The sequence below is a fragment of the Mesorhizobium sp. B2-5-7 genome, assembly GCF_006440875.1.
GTDB lineage: Bacteria > Pseudomonadota > Alphaproteobacteria > Rhizobiales > Rhizobiaceae > Mesorhizobium > Mesorhizobium australicum.
The window spans coordinates 739474-757828 of record NZ_VFUO01000003.1 but is presented as its reverse complement, the minus strand read 5'-3'; the positions used below and the strand labels follow the sequence as shown (position 1 = coordinate 757828).

General features: G+C 65.0%; 16 protein-coding genes. 8 read left to right on the top strand and 8 right to left on the bottom strand.

What is annotated here, in order from left to right:
- The first annotated feature begins 276 nt into the window (after positions 1 to 276).
- Positions 277 to 798, top strand: a complete 522-nt coding sequence (locus FJ543_RS17625) for an invasion associated locus B family protein (protein WP_224587168.1) — start codon at positions 277 to 279, stop codon at positions 796 to 798.
- Positions 799 to 1106: 308 nt separating this feature from the next.
- Positions 1107 to 2351 (top strand): Xaa-Pro peptidase family protein, encoded by a 1245-nt coding sequence (locus FJ543_RS17615; protein ID WP_140712155.1) that lies wholly within the window; start codon positions 1107 to 1109, stop codon positions 2349 to 2351.
- A 280-nt stretch (positions 2352 to 2631) separates the two neighbouring features.
- Here the strand turns inward: FJ543_RS17615 and FJ543_RS17610 are convergent, their stop codons facing one another.
- From FJ543_RS17610 to FJ543_RS17580, 5 genes are all read right to left on the bottom strand, one after another.
- Positions 2632 to 4068 carry an amidase gene (locus tag FJ543_RS17610; RefSeq protein ID WP_140876141.1) on the bottom strand — a complete coding sequence of 479 codons (1437 nt, stop codon included), beginning with the start codon at positions 4066 to 4068 and terminating at the stop codon, positions 2632 to 2634.
- A gap of 349 nt (positions 4069 to 4417) precedes the next feature.
- On the bottom strand, positions 4418 to 5509 hold the full coding sequence (locus FJ543_RS17600) for a Gfo/Idh/MocA family oxidoreductase (protein WP_140876140.1): 1092 nt from the start codon (positions 5507 to 5509) through the stop codon (positions 4418 to 4420).
- Positions 5510 to 5778: 269 nt separating this feature from the next.
- The gene (locus tag FJ543_RS17590) at positions 5779 to 6942 is read right to left on the bottom strand and encodes an ABC transporter substrate-binding protein (protein WP_140618206.1); all 1164 of its coding nucleotides are present in this window, start codon (positions 6940 to 6942) and stop codon (positions 5779 to 5781) included.
- 72 nt (positions 6943 to 7014) lie between these two features.
- Positions 7015 to 7857 (bottom strand): ABC transporter permease, encoded by an 843-nt coding sequence (locus tag FJ543_RS17585; protein ID WP_015314835.1) that lies wholly within the window; start codon positions 7855 to 7857, stop codon positions 7015 to 7017.
- Entirely contained in the window at positions 7854 to 8681 is an 828-nt protein-coding gene (locus FJ543_RS17580) for an ABC transporter ATP-binding protein (protein ID WP_140618202.1), read from the bottom strand. The genes FJ543_RS17585 and FJ543_RS17580 overlap by 4 nt, the downstream gene beginning before the upstream one ends.
- A gap of 313 nt (positions 8682 to 8994) precedes the next feature.
- Between FJ543_RS17580 and FJ543_RS17575 the strand changes: the two genes are divergently transcribed.
- Both FJ543_RS17575 and FJ543_RS17570 read left to right on the top strand, forming a co-directional pair.
- Positions 8995 to 9933 (top strand): MurR/RpiR family transcriptional regulator, encoded by a 939-nt coding sequence (locus FJ543_RS17575; RefSeq protein ID WP_015314833.1) that lies wholly within the window; start codon positions 8995 to 8997, stop codon positions 9931 to 9933.
- A 115-nt stretch (positions 9934 to 10048) separates the two neighbouring features.
- Positions 10049 to 11839: an NAD(P)/FAD-dependent oxidoreductase gene (locus tag FJ543_RS17570; protein ID WP_140876138.1), complete on the top strand. Its 1791-nt coding sequence runs from the start codon at positions 10049 to 10051 to the stop codon at positions 11837 to 11839.
- 208 nt (positions 11840 to 12047) lie between these two features.
- Here FJ543_RS17570 and FJ543_RS17560 read toward each other — a convergent pair whose 3' ends face one another.
- Together FJ543_RS17560 and FJ543_RS17555 are read right to left on the bottom strand one after the other, a co-directional pair.
- Positions 12048 to 13283, bottom strand: coding sequence for an amidohydrolase/deacetylase family metallohydrolase (locus FJ543_RS17560; RefSeq protein WP_140876136.1), 1236 nt, complete (start codon positions 13281 to 13283; stop codon positions 12048 to 12050).
- Between the two features lie 32 nt (positions 13284 to 13315).
- A complete protein-coding gene (locus FJ543_RS17555; RefSeq protein WP_140618195.1) occupies positions 13316 to 13681 on the bottom strand; it encodes a RidA family protein in 366 nt (121 codons plus the stop codon).
- Positions 13682 to 13901: 220 nt separating this feature from the next.
- On the opposite strand from FJ543_RS17555, the gene FJ543_RS17550 reads away from it, so the two are divergent.
- On the top strand, positions 13902 to 14387 hold the full coding sequence (locus FJ543_RS17550; RefSeq protein WP_140712139.1) for a hypothetical protein: 486 nt from the start codon (positions 13902 to 13904) through the stop codon (positions 14385 to 14387).
- Positions 14388 to 14460: 73 nt separating this feature from the next.
- On the opposite strand, the gene FJ543_RS17545 is transcribed toward FJ543_RS17550, so the two are convergent.
- Entirely contained in the window at positions 14461 to 15096 is a 636-nt protein-coding gene (locus FJ543_RS17545) for an isoprenylcysteine carboxylmethyltransferase family protein (protein WP_140876134.1), read from the bottom strand.
- Positions 15097 to 15341: 245 nt separating this feature from the next.
- On the opposite strand from FJ543_RS17545, the gene FJ543_RS17540 reads away from it, so the two are divergent.
- The 3 genes from FJ543_RS17540 (at position 15342) to FJ543_RS17530 (ending at position 18338) form a co-directional block, all read left to right on the top strand.
- Positions 15342 to 16133 (top strand): hypothetical protein, encoded by a 792-nt coding sequence (locus FJ543_RS17540; protein WP_140876132.1) that lies wholly within the window; start codon positions 15342 to 15344, stop codon positions 16131 to 16133.
- Between the two features lie 103 nt (positions 16134 to 16236).
- Positions 16237 to 16920 (top strand): winged helix-turn-helix domain-containing protein, encoded by a 684-nt coding sequence (locus FJ543_RS17535; protein ID WP_140660379.1) that lies wholly within the window; start codon positions 16237 to 16239, stop codon positions 16918 to 16920.
- Positions 16921 to 16967: 47 nt separating this feature from the next.
- Positions 16968 to 18338: an ATP-binding protein gene (locus FJ543_RS17530; RefSeq protein WP_140712133.1), complete on the top strand. Its 1371-nt coding sequence runs from the start codon at positions 16968 to 16970 to the stop codon at positions 18336 to 18338.
- The last annotated feature ends 17 nt before the right edge of the window (positions 18339 to 18355 follow it).

Here is an 18355-nt window from a genome sequence, read left to right as displayed (position 1 = left end):
CCCATCCCTGGCGAGTCCTTCTGGGACTACACGTCCCGCGTGCCGATGTTTAATGGAAATCTAGTGTATAGCGAGTCCCCAATGATCAAACTGCTGTTGTGGCCCACCAAAGTGCTACTCTGTGGCAACATGGACACAGTAGATTTGCCGGCTTGCTTCGGTGGATTCCTGGCTTTCAGGCTGGATTGGAGTGTTGTATCAAGCCCTACTGCGGGAAATACCGGTGGGGCCTAAAAGAACATGAGAGTTGTTTTAGCTGTAGCTAATACTTTGAGCTTGGCCGCAGGTATTGGTGCCCTGTGGCTCATCCTGTCGGGCGCCGGACCCGCACTTGCCGAGGAAGCCGCCAAGCCCCAACCGGCCCAGTCAAAGCCGGCCGACGCCAATCCCTGGGCGGTCAACTGCTCCAGCGGCTCGGCGAGCTCCGAACTTCAATGCCAGGTGTCGCAGAACCTGACCGAGGCGAAGACAGGACAGCGCGTGCTTACGGTGACCGTTCGCCGCGACAACGGCAATGGCAGCCTCGCCATGCTGCTCGCCTTGCCGCACGGCCTCTTCCTGCCGTCCGGCGCCAGCTACCAGATCGACCAGGGACAGAAGACGACCATCGCCATCCAGACCAGCGACCAGAACGGCGCCTATGCCGCCACGCCGCTGCCGCCGGACCTCGTCAAGGCGATGAAGTCGGGAACCAATCTGAACATCGGCATGGAGTCCGTCACCCGCAAGCCGGTCACCATCCCGGTGTCGCTGGCCGGCTTCACCGCCGCCCTGACCAAGCTGGAATCGATCAAGTAGCGGGTCGCCGGCAACCGTGGCCGACATCCTATCCCTTCGTCATCCACGGGCGGAGCAGCCGCGGCGCGGCGTCGCGGAGACCCGAGGATCCATGCCGCGACCGTGCTGGCGGGTGCAGCGGAGCAGAATCTGGACCGTGGATCCTAGGGTCTGCGCTGCGTCGCTGCGCTCCTTGCTCCGCTCTAGGATGACGAAGTCGTGGGCGTCTCCGCTCCGCACTCAAGGTATCAGTGCGTCAATACGAGCAACCGTCTTGATTGTCCGCACCAGCGATGCTCCGTTGTCGCTTCGGACATCCGGAGAAACACATGACGGGTTTTGTCGACCGGCAGCGCGCCACGCAGTTGATGCAACGCGCCGGCATCGCCGCGCTGGTGCTCTCAGCGCCCGAGGCCTTCCATTATGCGACCGGCGCTTCGATCGGTCCGGCCGGACTGTTCCGGCGCGCCGGCGCCGGCTTCGTCGTCGTCCCGGCCAGGCAGGACCTGCCGATCGGCGTCGTGGTCGCCGACTTCAATGCCACGCAACTGCGGACCGCCGCGCCCGAGATGGTCGTGCGCTCGCACCCGATCTGGATCGAAGCAGCGCCGGTCGAGACAGGGCCTGCCGGGCTGCCCCTGGCGGAGCGTATCGAGGCTGGCCAGGCTTTGCCCGGCCGCGCGCCGGATTTCGCGCGTCCCGCCACCTTCGACCTCGCCGGCTCGGTGCGACAGCTGCAGGCAATCCTCGCCGATTTCGGGCTGGAGCGCGCCACGCTCGGCGTCGACCTCGACTTCATTCCCGCCGCCGATTTTGCCGCCATCCAGGCGCTGCTGCCGGATAGCCCTGTTGTGGACGGCTCGCTTGTGCTGGACCGGCTGCGCGCGCTCAAGTCGCAGCGCGAGATCGACCTGCTGCGGCAAGGCATCATCCTGTCGGAAGCCGGCCTGGAGCGGCTGCAGGTCGATGCCATGGCCGGGATGCGCCAGAGCGATCTCGTCGCGCTCTACCGGCAGGGCGTAGCCACGGCGGCGGCCGGCTTGTCCCACCCGGTCATCACGGCCGAATATGTGACGCTGGGCGCCCGGGCCAAGGGCGCCGACGCCAGGGCCGTGGCGGGCGATCCGCTGAAATGCGACATGGTCTGTACGGTCGGTGGCTACGCCTCCGACATGTCGCGCAACTTCACCTTCGGCCCGCCTTCGGCTGATCAGGCCGAACTGCACGCCATTGCCGAGCGCGCCTTCGACGATGGGCTGGCCGAGCTTGTTCCCGGGAACACGCTTGCCCATGTCCACCGCGTCGCCACCGACAGCCTGGCGCGCCAAGGCCTGCGCTCCTACCGCCGCGGCCACTTCGGCCACGGCGTCGGGCAGTCGGTCTTTTCCGAGCAATGGCCGTTCATATCGGCCGGCAGCGAGGTCGTGATCGAGGCCGGCATGGTGCTGGCCTTCGAAATCCCGCTCTACATCGACGGCCTCGCCAGCTTCAACCTCGAGGACCAGTTCCTGATCACGCCGGATGGGCCGGTCGCGATGAACCGGCTGCCGCGGCGGCTGGAGGTGATTGGGTAGTAGGAGGCTTGAGATCTGCACCTCCGGAAATTGGCTGAGGTCCCTCCACCTTCGTCATCCACGGGCGAAGCAGGAGCGAAGCTCCGTCGCGGAGACCCGAGGATCCATGCCGTGACCTTTCCGTGGGGTGCAGCGGAGCAGAATTTTGGACCGCCGGGAACGCTTTGATGTCGCGGCATGGATCCTGGGGTCTGCGCTGCGTCGCTGCGCTCCTTGCTACGCCCCAGGATGACGACGGGAAAGGTTTTGCCGTTCAGCGATCAAACCTCCGTACAGGTCACTAAGCGCTCACCGGCGGCCGCCTGTCCCTCCATGGCATTTCCTGTTCCAGCTGTGCCGACGCCGCCAGCACCGTCGCCTCGTCGCCGTAGCGGCCGACCAGCTGCACGCCGACCGGCACGCCGCCCTGCGACCAGCCGAGCGGCAGCGAGATCGCCGGCTGGCCGGAGATGTTGAAGGGGAAGGCAAAGACGGCATCCGTCCATTTGGCGTTGTAGCGGTCGATGTCGGTCTCCGACATATCGTAATAGCCGAACGGCCGCGGCAGTTGCGTCAAGGTGGGCGTGACGAAGAGATCATAGGCCTTGAGATCGCCGACAATATCGCGGCCGACCTGCCGGAGCTGCTCGACATCGGAGATGTGCCTGACCCCGCTGGTGGCGCGGCCGCGCTCGATGATCGCCCAGGTCACCGCCTCGACATCGCCTGGCGTCGCCGGCCGGCCGATCACCGTTTCCAGGGAGTCGAAGGTCGCCGCCGTCTGCACGCAGGTCATGTTGGTGTAGGTCGCCCATACGCCGTCGGCATCGAGCGGCATGTCGTGCTCCTCGACATGATGCCCCAAACGCTCGAATGCGGCCACGGTCGCCAGCACCGCCGCCTTCACCTCCGGATCGATGGCGGTGCCGTTGGGCGGCGTGACGGTGAAGCCGATGCGCAGGTTTTTCGGCGCACGCGCCGACAGGCTGAGCCAGGAGGCATCCGGCACCGGCGGCGTATAGGGTTCGCCGGGCAGCGCGCCGGCCACCGCATCGAGATAGGCCGCCGTGTCGCGCACGGTGCGCGAGCAGCAGAGGAAGTAGGCACCGCCATACCAATAGTCGCCGAACGGCGCCAGGCTGACGCGGCCGCGCGACGGTTTCAGGCCCACGATCCCGCAGCAGGAGGCGGGGATGCGGATCGAACCGGCGCCGTCGCTGGCCTCCGCGATCGGCACCATGCGCGAGGCGACAGCCGAGGCCGCACCGCCGCTCGAGCCGCCTGGCGTGATGCCCTCCTTCCACGGGTTTTTCGTCGTGCCGTAGAGTTTTGGTTCCGTCGTGATCGACCAGCCGTTTTCGGGCGCGTTCGACTTGCCGACCAGCACCAGTCCCGCCGCCTTCATGCGGCGAACGACTTCGGTGTCGAAATCGGCGACGACATCTCTGAGGTAGAAGCAGGAATTGGTGTTGGGCGCACCCGTCCAGGACGAGGCCAGTTCCTTGAGCAGGAATGGTACGCCGGCAAAGGGTGCCGATCTGTCGACCGTCGCGGCCTGCGCGCGCGCCATGTCATAGAGGCGATGGATGACCGCGTTGAGCGACGGATTCAACCGTTCGACCAGCGTGATCGCCGCCTCGACCAGTTCCGCCGGCGAAACCTGGCCGCCGCGGACCAGCGCGGCGAGGCCAAGCGCATCGGACTCGGCATAGGTTTTCAAAAGACTGTCGGTGACCATGTCTCTCCTCCCGATCCTTCTGTCCTCAACGTCGCTCGTCGAGGCGACCGAGCTACCGCTTCTGTCATTTGCCAATGTTGGCACCGCCCCTCATCCGCCTGCCGGCACCTTCTCCCCGTAGAGTGACGGGGAGAAGTGGGACTGCCGCAACCTCGGCGCCATTCCTGTGACGTTAGGAAGTTGGCGCAGTCGTCGGTGACAGCGTCTTTCTCCCCGTCACTCTACGGGGAGAAATGCCCGGCAGGGCAGTGAGGGGCAGCGCAAACCTGAGATAACTGTCCTGCAGCGGCTCCAATCTCGCCAATGTTCTTCTTGCGCCGCCGCCTCCAGCGCCAACAGCCGGATAGCATCAGGCCAGCTCGACCGTCCGTCCCAGCTCTATGCTCTGTTCGGCCGCGAGCACGATGCGCAGGCTGTTGACCGCCGCGTCCATCTGCTCGGTCAGATCGAGGTCCTCGCTTATGGCGCGCAGGAAGAACGCCTGCTCGCGGTCGCACAGTTCCTGGTGGCCGGGCTCGTCCTCCATGCTGACGATCTCGTCGGGCTTTTTGAAATTCTTGTCGCCGTCGACGGCCGCATAATGGATCTTCAGCGCGTCGGTCTTGGTGTGGCGGTCGATGTCGGCGGAGTTCGACACTTCGGCCAACTCGGCCGCGCTGCTCGCCTGCTGGCCGGCGACGATCGAGACCGCGCCTTTCGGGCCGACGACATCCTTCACGAAATAGGCCGTCTCGCTCATCATCGGACCCCAGCCGGCCTCGTACCAGCCGACCGAGCCGTCATCGAAGGTGACATGCAAGTGGCCGTAATTCTGCTTGTCGGCTTCGGCCCATAGTTTGGCGCCGATGCCATGCACGCGCACCGGCTTGGCGCCGGTCAGCTGGCACATGACGTCGACATAATGCACGCCGCAATCGACGATCGGGATCAGCGAATCGATCAGGTTCTTGTGCCAGTGCCAGGCGCTGCCGCTGCTTTGCTGGTTGAGGTTGAGCCGCATGACCAGCGGCTTGCCCAGCGTCTTGCCAACCTCGATGAACTTGATCCACGAGGGGTGGACGCGCAGGATGTAGCCGAGCACCAGCTTGCGGTTTTTCGCCCGCGCGGCCGCCACCACCTTTTCGGCGTCCTCGATGTTGGTGGCCAAGGGCTTTTCCATGAACACGTGGCAGTTCGCCGCGATCGCCTTCAGCGCGTATTCGGCATGGGTGTTCGGCCAGCTGTTGATCGAGACCGCGTCCGGCCTGGTCTCCCCCAGCGCCAGGTCGAAATCCTCGTAGAGCGGATAACCGGCGAGTTCGGCCGGGATTTTCGTGTTGCTCCTGATCGAGCGGCTCATGATGCCGACGATCTCAAACCCCTCCGAGCGATGATAGGCACTGGCGTGCGACGCACCCATATTGCCGAGACCCACCACCAGCACTTTTACCTTGTCGGCCACATCCGCCTCCCATGCTTTTGATTTCAAGAGTGAGCGGCAGTCCGTTGCCACCCATAGCGTTTCGCCCAAAGCAAATCAGTTCAGGTTAGCGCCGCCCCTCATTGTCCTGCTGGACATTTCTCCCCGTATAGTGACGGGGAGAAAGACGCTGCCATCGCCGATTTCGCCAATCGCCAGCGTTGGAGCGCTTCCCTTCTCCCCGTCACTACGGGGAGAAGGTGCCGGCAGGCGGATGAGGGGCGGCGCCGACACCCACCAATTGCGCGCTTCTACTTCACCGCCGAATCGAACAGGTGCGCCTTGATCTTCTCGACATCGAGCGCGGCAAAGCCTTCCGACAGTTTGACGCCGTCTGCGTCGGCCTTGACCTTGGCCTTGTCGAAGTCGTTGGCGGCCGGGATCAGGTCGTTGCTGCAGACATCCTCGGCCTTCACCGGGTTGGTGATCTGGCCGATCTTGTGGATCTCGTCGAAGAAGCCCTGCCAGCTCGCCATGTCGTGCGACCCCCAGCCGCCGCGCTTGTCCATGTCGCCGCGGAAGACGTTGATCTGCTGCAGGATCGAGGTGGTGCCGAGCTCCGGTCCGAGGTTCTTGGCCAGCGTCGGGAACTGCTCGAACACCGCTTCGACCGCCGCGCGCGGATTTTGATAGCCGAACTCAAGGCCCATCGCCCAGCCGCGCAGGTATTTTTCCAGGAACGCCTTCTTGTCGGGATCCTCGAGATCGGCTGCGCGCACGACGAAGGTGTTGGCCGGCAGCTTCGAGTTCTTCACGCCGAGCCAGTATTCGAAGTCGAGACCCTTGGCGATCCATTCGGCGCGCAGCCCTTCCCATGACAGCGCCGCGTCGCCTTGGCCGCCGGCAAGCGCGGTGCCCCAGGTCGGCCAGCCGGCCTCGACATATTTGACCTTCTTGATGTCGACGCCTTGCGCGGCAAGCAGCGGATCGGTGATCGACTGCCAGGCTGCGGAACCAAGCAGGATGGTCTTGCCTTCGAGCTTCTTCAGGTCGTTCGAGCCCTCGCCCTTGCGGAAAGCGATGCTGAACGTGTCGCGCGCGCCCATATGGAACACCGACTTCAGCTTCATGCCGTTCTGGATGGCGAAGGAGAACACGCCGGGCGAGGGAAAGCCCATATCGGCCTGGCCGACATCGACGAACTTCACCGTCGCCGTGCCGTCGGACGGTCCCGGCTGCATGTCGGTGTCCAGCCCGTCGAAATAGCCGGCCTTCTTGGCCGCCCAGTAGGGGTAGTCGTCGAGCACTTCGAGCGTGCCGCGCGGCGAGATCCAGGTGAATTTTCCATAGGCCTCGGCCCTCGCCCTGAGGCCGGTGGCGCCGAGCGCAGTCGCCGTCACCAGCCCGGCGCCGGTGACCTGCAGGAAGATGCGGCGGCTCATCCCCGCCTGCTGGATGAAATTGTCTTTGGTCATGGCATTCCCCTTTTTTGTTTGATGTCAGTCTGCCTTGCCGCCCGCCTCCCGGGCGTGGTCATTGCTTCTGCGTCAAGCCTCCCAGCTCGCCCATTTCTTGCCGATGAGGAAGAACAGCACGTAGATCAGGATGCCGAGCATCGACAGGATCAGCACCACGGCGAAGAATTGCGGCATCTGGATCATCGACGAATAGGTGGTGAGCCGGTTGCCGAGGCCGAAGCCACCGCCGACCATCTCGGCGCCGACGGCGGTGAGCAGGCCGAAGATGGCGCCGATCATCAGCCCGACCAGGATCATCGGCAGCGCCATCGGCGCGCGGATCTTCCAGAATATCTGCAAGGTGCTGGCGCCATAGGACCGCGCCAGCGCGATCTTGGCGCTGTCGACGCGACGAAAGCCGGTGGCGGCATTGATCATCACCATCGGCCCGGCGGCCAGGGCCACCGCGATGATACGGGGCGTGTAGCCGAAACCGAAACGCAAGATGAGCAGCGGCACCAGCGCCAGCATCGGAGTGGTGACCAGCAGCAATATATACGGCGCGACGATCTTTTCCGCGAACGGGAACTGGGTGATGACGGCGGCCAGCACCAGACCGACGGCGGCGCCGATGACAAAGCCGGACACCAGCTCGACCAGCGTATAGCCGAGATGCGGCGCGATCAGCGGAAACTCGTCGAACAGCGCATAGGCGATCGAGCTCGGCGGCGGCATGATGTAGAGCGGCACATGGAACAGCCGCAGCGCCAGTTCGATGCCGCCGATGATGATGACGGCGACGGCGAGAATGGCCGCCACCTCCTTGCCCGACTTGATGCCGGGGCCGCTGGCGAAGGCCGAGAGGTTGGTCAGGCTGACGTCTTGCCCATCGCCTGACTTCGACTTCGAAAATTCGGGAATGGCGTCGCTCACGGCCTGATCCTCACGATCTCGGCGCTCGGGCGCTCCGGCGCCTTCGGTCTGGTGCGCTCTCCGACAATGTCCATCTTGATCCGGTTGGTGAGGTCGAACACCTCCTTCGTCGCCATGATCTCCAGCGAGCGCGGCCGCGGGAACGGCACGCGGTATTCCTTGGCGACGCGGCCCGGCCGCGCGCTCAGCACCACGACGCGGTCGGAGAGGAAAATCGCTTCCTCGATCGAGTGGGTGATGAAGACGATGGTGGTCTTGGTGTCGAGCCAGATCTCCTCGACCAGCCGGTTCATCTCCTCGCGGGTAAAACTGTCGAGCGCGCCGAACGGCTCGTCCATCAAAAGCACCGAGGGTTTCAGCGCCAGCGCCCGCACGATCGCCGCGCGCTGCTGCATGCCGCCCGAAAGCTCGCGCGGGAACTTGCCGCCGAAGCCGTCGAGGCCGACGCGGTTCAGCAGATGCGCGATCCAGGCGCGGTCCGGTTTTTCGCCCTTGATCTCGAAGGGGAAGCGGATGTTGGCGTCGAGGTTGCGCCAGGGCAGGAGGTTGGCTTCCTGGAAGACGATGCCGATATCGGGATGCGGCCCGGAAATCTCTTTGCCGTCGAGCTTGATCGCGCCGCTTGTCAGGCCGTGCAGCCCCGACATCGACCACAAAAGCGTGGTCTTGCCGCAACCGGACGGGCCGACGATCGAGACGATTTCATTGGCTCTGACGTCGAGGCTGCAGCGGTCCAGCGCCAAGAGGTCGCCGGACGCCGTGTGATAGATCTTGGTCGCTGCCTGCACGCCAAGCTTCGGCGTTGTTATCTCGCCCGCGTTCATCCGCCCCTCGGAGATTGCGTGATGATCCAAAGGTCATCAGACTGTCAAAAATCAGTGTGTAACTATCCTACTTTCCTGTCAAGCGTCGACGACGGCGAGCATGGGACGAGAACCGACTACTAGGAATAACTATCTGTTTTTACGTTGTATTCTTTGCCTTGAAATTCGTGTTGCTTTCCTACATGATTTGGCAGGCGCACACGCGAATGCCCTCGCGGCACGCATCGGTTGCAGCGCCGTCCTGCGCATGGAACGACAGCGTGCAAACATGATAAGAGGTCAGGTCGAAAACGGGCTAGGGAACACCGCCTTCATGACCGAAGCTGCCAGCCACCCGATCGCGGACGAAGAGGGAACCGGGGGCGAACCCGTCCGGCGCATTCCCGACATCATCTCGCTGGTCAAGGATTCCTACGGCGAATTGCGCCCGGCCGAACGCCGCGTCGCCGATGTCGTGCTCGAAAATGTCAAATATGCCGTCGACGCCTCCAACGCGGCGCTAGCCCAGCGCGCCGGCGTCAGCGAACCGACGGTGACCCGGTTCTGCCGCGCCATCGGCTGCGAGGGCGTGCGCGACTTCAAGCTGAAGCTGGCGCAGAGCCTCGTCGTCGGCGCGCTCTACCTGGACACGTCGCCGGCCAGGGAGGGCGACGCCGCCATGCCGTTCTGGAACGCGGTGTTCGGCGAAGCGCGCCGGGCGCTGCAGGAAACCGAACGGCAGCTCGATCCGGGTGAGCTGGAAAAGGCCGCCGAGCTGATCGCCCGGGCCCGCCAGGTCACCGTGTTCGGGCTCGGCGGCAGCTCTTCGGCGCTGGCGCAGGAAACTCAGTACCGGCTGTTTCGCTATGGCATCTCGATCAGCGCCCAGTGCGACCCCTATTTGATGCGCATGACCGCCTCGACGCTGAAGCCCGGCGACCTGGTGGTCGCCATCTCGGCGACCGGGCGCACGCGCGAGGTGATCGAGGCGGTCGAACTCGCCAAGCACTACCGCGCCAACGCGATCGCCGTGACGGCGCCCGATACCGAGCTCGCCCGCGCCTGCGACGTCAGGCTGACGGTCGCCGTGCCCGAATATCCCGACACGCTGAAGCCGACGGCCTCGCGCTTCGCCTTCCTGGCGATGATCGACCTCCTGGCGGTGGCGTCGGCCTACAAGCTCGACGGCCCGGCCCGCGAGACCGTGCGCCGCATCAAATACAACGCCCAGATCCACCGCACGGGCAAGGAAATGGAGCCGCTCGGCGACTAATCCTTCTCCCCGTCACTATACGGGGAGAAGGTGCCGGCAGGCGGATGAGGGGCAGCGCCGAGTTCGACAGTTGCCGTCCCGCTATACAGATTGAACGCATACAAGAGGGAAAAACATGCTCGAAATGTCACCATCCAAACAGGCGGCCGCATGGCTTGGCTCCTTTTCGCACGCGCTTGAATCCGGCGACGTGCCGGCCGCAAGCAACCTGTTCGTCGACGATTGCTATTGGCGCGACCTGCTGACCTTCACCTGGACCGTCACGACGGTGGAAGGCCGCGAGGCCATCGCCGACATGCTGAAGTCGACGCTGGCGACCACGAAGCCTGCCGCGTGGCAGCTAACCGGCGAGGCAACTTCGGATGAAGGCACGATCGAGGCCTGGTTCACCTTCGAGACGGCGGCGGCCACGGGCCAAGGCATCATGCGGCTGCGCGACGGCCGCTGCCGTACCCTGTTCACGGCGATGACCGACTTGAAAGGCTTCGAGGAGCGCAGGGGCGCGGCGCGGCCGCTGGGCGTGCGCCACAAGGCGGACCCGGAACGCGAGACCTGGTCGGAGGCGCGGGCACGCGAGGCGCGCGAACTCGGCGTAACGGAGCAACCCTATTGCCTGGTCATCGGCGGTGGCCAGGGTGGCATCATGCTCGGCGCACGGCTGCGTCAGCTCGGCGTGCCGACCATCGTCATCGAGAAGAACGCACGGCCGGGCGATTCCTGGCGCAACCGCTACCGCACGCTCGTGCTGCACGATCCGGTCTGGTACGACCATCTGCCCTACATACCGTTCCCCGACAACTGGCCCGTCTTCACGCCCAAGGACAAGATGGGCGACTGGCTGGAAATGTACACGCGCGTCATGGAGCTGAATTACTGGGTCGCCACCAGGTGCCTCAGCGCCAGCTACGACGAGGCGGAGAAAGAATGGACCGTGGTGGTCGACCGCGTCGGGCAGCGCATCACGCTGAAGCCGAAGCACATCGTCTTCGCCACCGGCGCCTACGGTCCGCCGCGCAACATCGATCTGCCGGGTTCCGACCAGTTCAAGGGCGAGCTGCTGCATTCCAGCCAGTATGCCAGCGGCGAGAAATTCCGCGGCAAGAAGGTCGCCGTCATCGGCGCGGCCAGTTCCGGCCACGACGTCTGCGTCGACCTCTGGGAGAGCGGCGCCGACGTCACCATGATCCAGCGCTCGCCGACCACGGTGGTCAAGTCGGACACGCTGATGCAGGTCGGCTTCGAGATCTTCTCCGAGGAGGCGCTGGCGCGCGGCATCACCACCGAGAAGGCCGACATGATCGTCGCCGCGACGCCGTTCGCGCTGGTGCCCAAGGGCCAGCGCGCACTCTACGACGTCATCCGCGCGCGCGACGCCGAATTCTACGAGCGTCTCGCCGCCTCCGGCTTCGCGCTCGATTTCGGCGACGACGAGACCGGCCTTTTGATGAAGGCCTATCGCACCGGCTCCGGCTATTACATCGACGTCGGCGCCTCGGACCTGATCATCGACGGCAAGGTCGGCATCCGCAGCGGCGTCGCGATAAAATCGCTGACGGCGAAAGGCATCCTGTTCGAGGACGGCAGCGAGCTCGAGGCCGACGCCATCGTCGCCTGCACGGGCTATCAGTCGATGAACGAGAATGTGGCGGCGCTCGTCTCGCGCGAGGTCGCCGACAAGGTCGGCCCCTGCTGGGGCCTCGGCTCCGGCGTCAGGGGCGACCCCGGCCCCTGGCAAGGCGAATTGCGCAACATGTGGAAGCCGACGGCGCAGGAAGCACTGTGGTTCCACGGCGGCAATCTCGCGCTGTCGCGCTTCTATTCGAAATATGTCGCGCTGCAGATCAAGGCACGGATGGAAGGGATCGAGACGCCGGTTTATGGGGCGCCGAGTAACGCGCGGCGGTGAGGCGGAAGCATGCTTCGGTGAGAGATCGACCCCCACTCCGTCGAGCTTCGCTCGACACCTCTCCCCCGATCGACGGGGGAGAGGAAAGGCGCAAGTTCACCGGCCTTGGCTCCCTTCCTCTCCCTCCGGAGGGGGGAGAGGTGGCTCGGCGAAGCCGAGACGGAGTGGGGGAAGCCGCTCGTCAATCGCGCAGCCGTCTCGAGATCGGCTAATCGTGCCGGTGTTCGAAATGCCTGGCTGCCACCTCGACATGCGTATGGTTTGCATGCGCCACGAAGCGCTCGGTCTCGCCGACATCGTCGGACGCCTCGTTCGGCCACCAAATGCCGCCGACGACGATGCCTTCCGACACCAGCCGCTGGTCGGCGACCAGCGAGGCGCCGACCGCATCGACGAAGGTGAAGCGGCCTGACCGCTGCCGCAGCACGGCCACGTCGCCGGCGGTGCCGATCGTCAGCGTGCCGAGGTCCGGCCGCGCGATCGCCCGCGCCGGCGCCTGCGTCGCGGCACGCAGAACCTCGACCAGCGGCATGCCGAGGGCCATTAGCTTCGACATGCAGACCAGTATGTCGAAGGCCGGCCCGTCGACGCAGTAGAGATGTACGTCGCTCGAGATGACGTCGGGCGCCAGCCCTTCGGCCAGCATGGCGCGGGCGACCTCGAAGTCGAACGAACCCATGCCATGGCCGAGATCGAAGATGACGCCGCGCTCGCGCGCCAGCCGCATGTCGGGCCGCACCGTGCCGGAGGCGAACACCGGCGCATTAGGGAAGGGCCGGAAGCAGTGGGTGAGGATGTCGCCCCGGCGCAGGCGCGGCAGCACTTCGGAGCGGCCGGGCGGCGGCTCGTCTATATGCGCCATCAGCGGCAGGCCGGCCTTGTCGGCGGCCTCCAGCGCCAGGTCGACCGGCGCGATGCCGCTTGTGCCGCCGGCATGCTTGCCGGAGCGAACCTTGACGCCGACGACGATGTCGGCGTGCTCGCGCGCCGCCGCCACCACCTCGCGCGGCTCGCAGAGACGGAGATCGCTGCATTCGCCGACCGACACCGTCTGCGAGAAGCCGAAAATGCCGGCAAAGGAAATGTTGACATAGGCCAGGATGCGCACCTTCGAACGCTCCATGACATGGCGGCGGAAGCCCAGGAAATTGCCCGCGCCCGCGCTGCCGGCGTCGATGAAGGTGGTGGTGCCGCTCTTGGCGGCGAGCCTGTCGGCGTCGACACCGAGCGAAGTGCCGCCCCAGTAGACGTGACTGTGCAGGTCGACCAGGCCGGGTGCCACGATGCAACCGGTGGCGTCCACCACCTGGGCGGCGCTGGTCGCGGGGATGTCGGCGTCGATCGCGGCGACGCGGCCATTGGCGATGGCGACATCGCGCGGCGCATCGATGCCGGCCGCCGGGTCGATCAGCCGCCCGCCCTTCACGAGGAGGTCGAATTGCATTGTTGGAACCTCCGATTGGCCGAATTGCCGTCTCAGGCCGGTCTGTAGGCGACAGCCTCGACTTCGATCTTGATGTCGATCATCAGCCGCGATTCGACCGTGGTGCGGGCTGGCGGGTTCTTCGGAAAATGCCTGGCATAGACAGCGTTGAAGGCGCCGAAGTCGCGCGCGTCCTCGAGCCAGACGGTGGTCTTGACCACGTCGTCCATCGTGCAGCCGGCGAGCGCCAATGCGGCCTTCACATTGGCCAGCACCTGCTCGGTCTGCTCCGTGATGCCGCCCTTGACCACGATGCCGTCGCCGCCGACGGGAACCTGGCCCGAGACAAAGACGAAATCGCCGGCCCGCACGGCGGGCGACAGCGGCACGTGTGATGTTCCGAAAGTCTGCTTGGGCAAGGGACGGCCTCCTACGGTGATGCGGCGGGACACCCGGGCAGCGCCCGCTTTGGGACGAGATTTACCGCGATCGCGGCAATCCCGATAGAGGCCCTTGTTGGAAAGCAACATTGTTCGAAATCCGTGTTGCTTTATTACAGATGCGCTTGCATCGTGCGCGTTGCCGGACGGGCTCAACGCCATACGGGCCGGGCGCATTTCCAGAGCGGAGAAACCGACAATGACCTTCGACAAGAACCCGTTCCCTTCCGGCGACGCCGACCGTCACGCGCTGTGGGAGTTGCTGGTGCGGCGCGACATCGACGCCTTCATCGGCCAGGACTGGGCCATGGTCGAGAACGACTTCATCGCCGAAAGCTTCTTCGGCATGCATGCGCACTTCCTGGCCAATGCCGATGCCTGGCGGCTGCAATTCCCGCGGCTGGAGATCTACCGCGACGAGTGGCTGCGCCAGGCCAAGGAAACGGCGGCGACCAAATTCGCCGAGCCGCTGCGCGAGGCGCTGTTTCGCGTCACCAATCTGCGCGACATCGATGTCGACGGCGACCGCGCCGTGCTGCACAAGAAGTTCGACGGCAGCGTCGCCAAGGCGGATGGCAGCGTCGACAGGCTGAAATGGCAGACACTGTATTTCTGCCGAAAGGTCGGCGCGAGCTGGAAGATAGCCGGCTTCGTCGGCTACATGCCTTATCCGCTGGGAAGCTAGTTTCGATTCCCATGAATGACCATCGACAGTCGCGATGGCCGATCAGCCGCGCAAATTTCCCGAGGCGAGCTGCTCAGTACAGCGTGATGAAGGCCGGGAACAGCACGCCTGTCTCCCTGAAATACTCGATCAGCTCGATGGCGGGGAAGATGGCGAGGAAATAGAGCCCGTCGAAAAAGGTGCGCCTCAGCGCCCGGGTCGAGAACCGCAGCTCGTCATTGTCGTGGTAGAGCAGCGGGTTTGGCCAGAACCGGGGCGTCGCCTTGATGTAGGCGCTGTAGGCCGGACCGAACTTGCCCAGGAGATATTCGGCCTCCCTGCGCGCCGTGACACGGAAGATCAGGAAGCTGGCGACGCCAAGCGCGGCGGCGGCCACCATTGAGCCGTAGAGCAGGCCGATGCCGACCGCGCCGACCGTCGAGAAGAAGTAGAGCGGGTTCTGGCTCATCGAGAATGGTCCCGTCGAGACCAGCTCTTCATTCTTCTTGCCGCCGACATAGAGGATGCTCCACAGCCGGCCGGCGACGCAGGCGAGCACCAGGCAGAAGCCGAGGAATTCGAGCGTTTCGTGGCCGTTCGAGCCTTCGCTGAGCGCCGGTTTGGTCAGGAACAAGAGCAGCACCGCCAGCACCGCCGCGACCCGGATGAATATCAGCCGCTTGCGCTGGTCGAAAGCCTGTGAAACCGGCTTGAGGGAAGCGTAGGTCATTTTCGCGTTTTCCTGGGCACTCTGGTGCAGGCCCGGCCACTGGGGCACGCCATTGATGGCGGATACAAGGCGCTCACCCTCTATCAGCGCATCGCGAGGCATTCGTAAAGGCCTTTTGGGCCAGCCACCGCCATCCTTACGCATTTGTATGGCGCCGGACAGGCTGGCGAGAAGTCGCTTGCCTATCATCCGAATGCCGGATCGCTTCCGCCGCCGGCGCAACCATCGGCATCGGGACATCAGCCATGCTCGCACCCCACACACACCCCACACCGAGCCAAAACAGGGTACCGGACGTCACCCTCGACTTCTGGCTGGTCAAGCTGATGGCGGTGACCATGGGCGAGACGGCGGCGGACTATCTCGCCGTCAACCTCGGCCTCGGCTTGACTGTCACCTCGCTGATCATGACCGGCGTGCTGGTCGTCGCCCTCGCTCTGCAGTTCGCGCACCAACGCTACGTGCCGTGGGCCTACTGGCTGGCGGTGGTGCTGATCAGCGTCGTCGGCACGTTGATCACGGACAACCTCGTCGACAATTTCGGCGTGCGCCTGCAGACCACGACGATCGCCTTTTCCGTTGTGCTCGCGGCGACATTCGCGGTCTGGTACGCGAGCGAACGGACGCTTTCGATCCACACCATCTTCACGACCAGGCGCGAGATCTTCTACTGGCTGGCGATTCTCTTCACCTTCTCGCTGGGAACCGCCGCCGGCGATCTGGTCGCCGAAACTTTCGACATTGGCTATCTGACCACGGGCCTGCTGTTCGGCGGCGTCATCGCGCTCATCGCGCTCGCCTGGTATCTCATCCATCTGGATGCCATCCTGGCCTTCTGGCTCGCCTATATACTGACGCGTCCGCTGGGTGCCTCCTTCGGCGATTGGCTGTCGCAGCCAGCCGAATATGGCGGCCTCGGTCTCGGCACCACCTACACCAGCCTGATCTTCCTCGGCTGCATCATTGCGCTCGTTCTCTACATGACGCTCAGGAATAATGCCGATGAGATGGACGACATCCTGCTGGATTCGGAGTGAACCGCGGTCGGACGCCGCAAGGCCTGGCCAGTTGGCGACGATCCTAGGAACGGACCCGAGCCGGTGATAACCTGTCGCCGGTACCGGCAGCCAGGGAACAGCGATGCGGCTACTTCTCGTCGAGGACGACCACAGGACGGCGGACTATATCGTGCGCGGCCTGACCGAGGCCGGCCATGTCTGCGATCTCCTGCGCAATGGTCATGACGGGCTTTTCGCCGCGACCGGCGGCGGCTACGACGTGATCGTCGCCGACCGGATGATCCCGGGCCTCGATGGCCTGTCGATGGTCAAGGCCGTCCGCGCCGCCGGCGTGCGCACGCCGGCGATCTTCCTCACCTCCGTCGGCGGCATCGACGACCGCGTCGAGGGGCTCGAGGCCGGCGGCGACGACTATCTGGTCAAGCCCTTCGCCTTTTCCGAGCTGCTTGCCCGCATCAACGCGCTCGGCCGGCGGCCGGCTGCGCAGGAACAGAAGACCGTTCTGCGGGTCGCCGACCTCGAAATGGACCTGATCATGCGGCGCGTCGTCAGGCAGGGCCAGCCGATCGACCTGCAGCCGAGGGAGTTCAGCCTGCTCGAGGTGCTGATGCGCGGCGAGGGCCGCGTCATCACCCGCACCATGCTGCTGGAGCGGGTCTGGGATTTCCACTTCGACCCCAAGACCAGCGTCGTCGAAACCCATATCAGCCGCTTGCGGACCAAGGTCGACAAGCCGTTCGGTACCCAGCTCATCCACACCATCCGCAACACCGGCTACAGCCTGCACGCGCCGCTCTCCCAGTGATCGCGACCTTCCGATGACCGCGAACTTCCCATGACGGCGACTTTCCGATGACCGTGACCCGGACCCGCCTGCTGCGCAGCACGCCATTCCGGCTTGCCCTGACGTTCGCCTTCCTGTTCATGCTGGCCTTCGTGCTGGCGGGCGCCATCGTCTACCAGATGATGAGCGCCGACCTTGCCGAGCAGCTCGACGACACCATCAGCGAGACCTATGCCGTCATCGCCGCGACCTATGCCGACAAGGATCTCAGGGAGTTGGTGGAGACCGTCGAAAACCACTCCGCGCGCAGCCCTGGGAAGGAGCAGCTCTTTTCGCTGACCGACGCCGCCGGCAACCGTATTGCGGGCAACTTCACCGCGGCGGGGCTTCCCGATGGTTTCTCGATGTTCGGGGCCGAAATGCCGGGCCTGCCGCCGGACACCGAATACCGGGCCTATTCCGGTCCGGTCGGCGCCAACACTTTGACCATCGCCTTCAGCCTCTCCGAGACCGAGGAGCTGGAAACGATCATGCTGATGAGCTTCGGCTGGGCGACGCTGATCATCACCGGCCTGGCCGTCGCCGGCGGCGCCCTGCTCGCCTCGCGCGTCCAGCGCCGTCTCGACGGCATTGCCGCCACGATGGTCGACGTTTCGCATGGCCGCCTCGACACCCGCATCCCGCTGACCGGCAAGGACGATGACATCGACATCGTCTCCAGCCAGGTCAACGCCGCGCTCGACCGCCTGTCGGCGCTGGTCGAGGGCATGAAGCAGGTCAGCGCCGACATCGCGCATGATTTGAAGACGCCGCTCAACCGCCTGCAGATGACCCTGGAGAGCGCCGCCGACAAGGCCGCACGGCGCCAGGACGTCTCCGACGATCTGGCCGACGCGCGCGCCGAGGGCCACCAGATCAACGAGACCTTCGACGCGCTGCTGCGCATCGCTCAGATCGAGGCCGGCGCGCGCAAGGCGCGCTTCACCGACGTCGATCTCGGCGAGATCCTCGGGACCATCGCCGAGATCTACGCCGGCGTGGCCGAGGACGACGGCAAGGTGCTGTCGGCTGCGGAACTGGACAAGACCACGGACCGCATTCATGGCGACCGTGAACTGCTGACGCAGATGTTCGCCAATCTGGTCGAGAACGCGCTGCGCCATTGCCCTCCCGGCACATCCATCCAACTCTCGGTGACGCGCCGGGACGGCCGCGTGCTTGCCGGCGTCGCCGACAATGGCCCCGGCATTCCCGCCGGCGAGCGCGAAAAAGTGTTCCAGCGTCTCTACCGGCTGGACCACAGCCGCTCGACCCCCGGCAGCGGCCTCGGCCTCAGCCTTGTCAGGGCCATCGCCGAGCTGCACGGCGCGACCATTGCGCTCGAGGACCGCCGGCCGGGCCTGGCCGTGGTGGTGAGTTTTCCCCTGGTGATGGATTAACTTCGGAAGTTAGCGAA

Excerpts from the sequence above, each read along its gene's own strand:
- FJ543_RS17615 (WP_140712155.1), top strand. The coding sequence starts at position 1,107 with ATGACGGGTTTTGTCGACCGGCAGCGCGCCACGCAGTTGATGCAACGC.
- FJ543_RS17610 (WP_140876141.1), bottom strand. The coding sequence starts at position 4,068 with ATGGTCACCGACAGTCTTTTGAAAACCTATGCCGAGTCCGATGCGCTT.
- FJ543_RS17590 (WP_140618206.1), bottom strand. The coding sequence starts at position 6,942 with ATGACCAAAGACAATTTCATCCAGCAGGCGGGGATGAGCCGCCGCATC.
- FJ543_RS17580 (WP_140618202.1), bottom strand. The coding sequence starts at position 8,681 with ATGAACGCGGGCGAGATAACAACGCCGAAGCTTGGCGTGCAGGCAGCG.
- FJ543_RS17575 (WP_015314833.1), top strand. The coding sequence starts at position 8,995 with ATGACCGAAGCTGCCAGCCACCCGATCGCGGACGAAGAGGGAACCGGG.
- FJ543_RS17570 (WP_140876138.1), top strand. The coding sequence starts at position 10,049 with ATGCTCGAAATGTCACCATCCAAACAGGCGGCCGCATGGCTTGGCTCC.
- FJ543_RS17560 (WP_140876136.1), bottom strand. The coding sequence starts at position 13,283 with ATGCAATTCGACCTCCTCGTGAAGGGCGGGCGGCTGATCGACCCGGCG.
- FJ543_RS17550 (WP_140712139.1), top strand. The coding sequence starts at position 13,902 with ATGACCTTCGACAAGAACCCGTTCCCTTCCGGCGACGCCGACCGTCAC.
- FJ543_RS17545 (WP_140876134.1), bottom strand. The coding sequence starts at position 15,096 with ATGACCTACGCTTCCCTCAAGCCGGTTTCACAGGCTTTCGACCAGCGC.
- FJ543_RS17540 (WP_140876132.1), top strand. The coding sequence starts at position 15,342 with ATGCTCGCACCCCACACACACCCCACACCGAGCCAAAACAGGGTACCG.
- FJ543_RS17535 (WP_140660379.1), top strand. The coding sequence starts at position 16,237 with ATGCGGCTACTTCTCGTCGAGGACGACCACAGGACGGCGGACTATATC.
- FJ543_RS17530 (WP_140712133.1), top strand. The coding sequence starts at position 16,968 with ATGACCGTGACCCGGACCCGCCTGCTGCGCAGCACGCCATTCCGGCTT.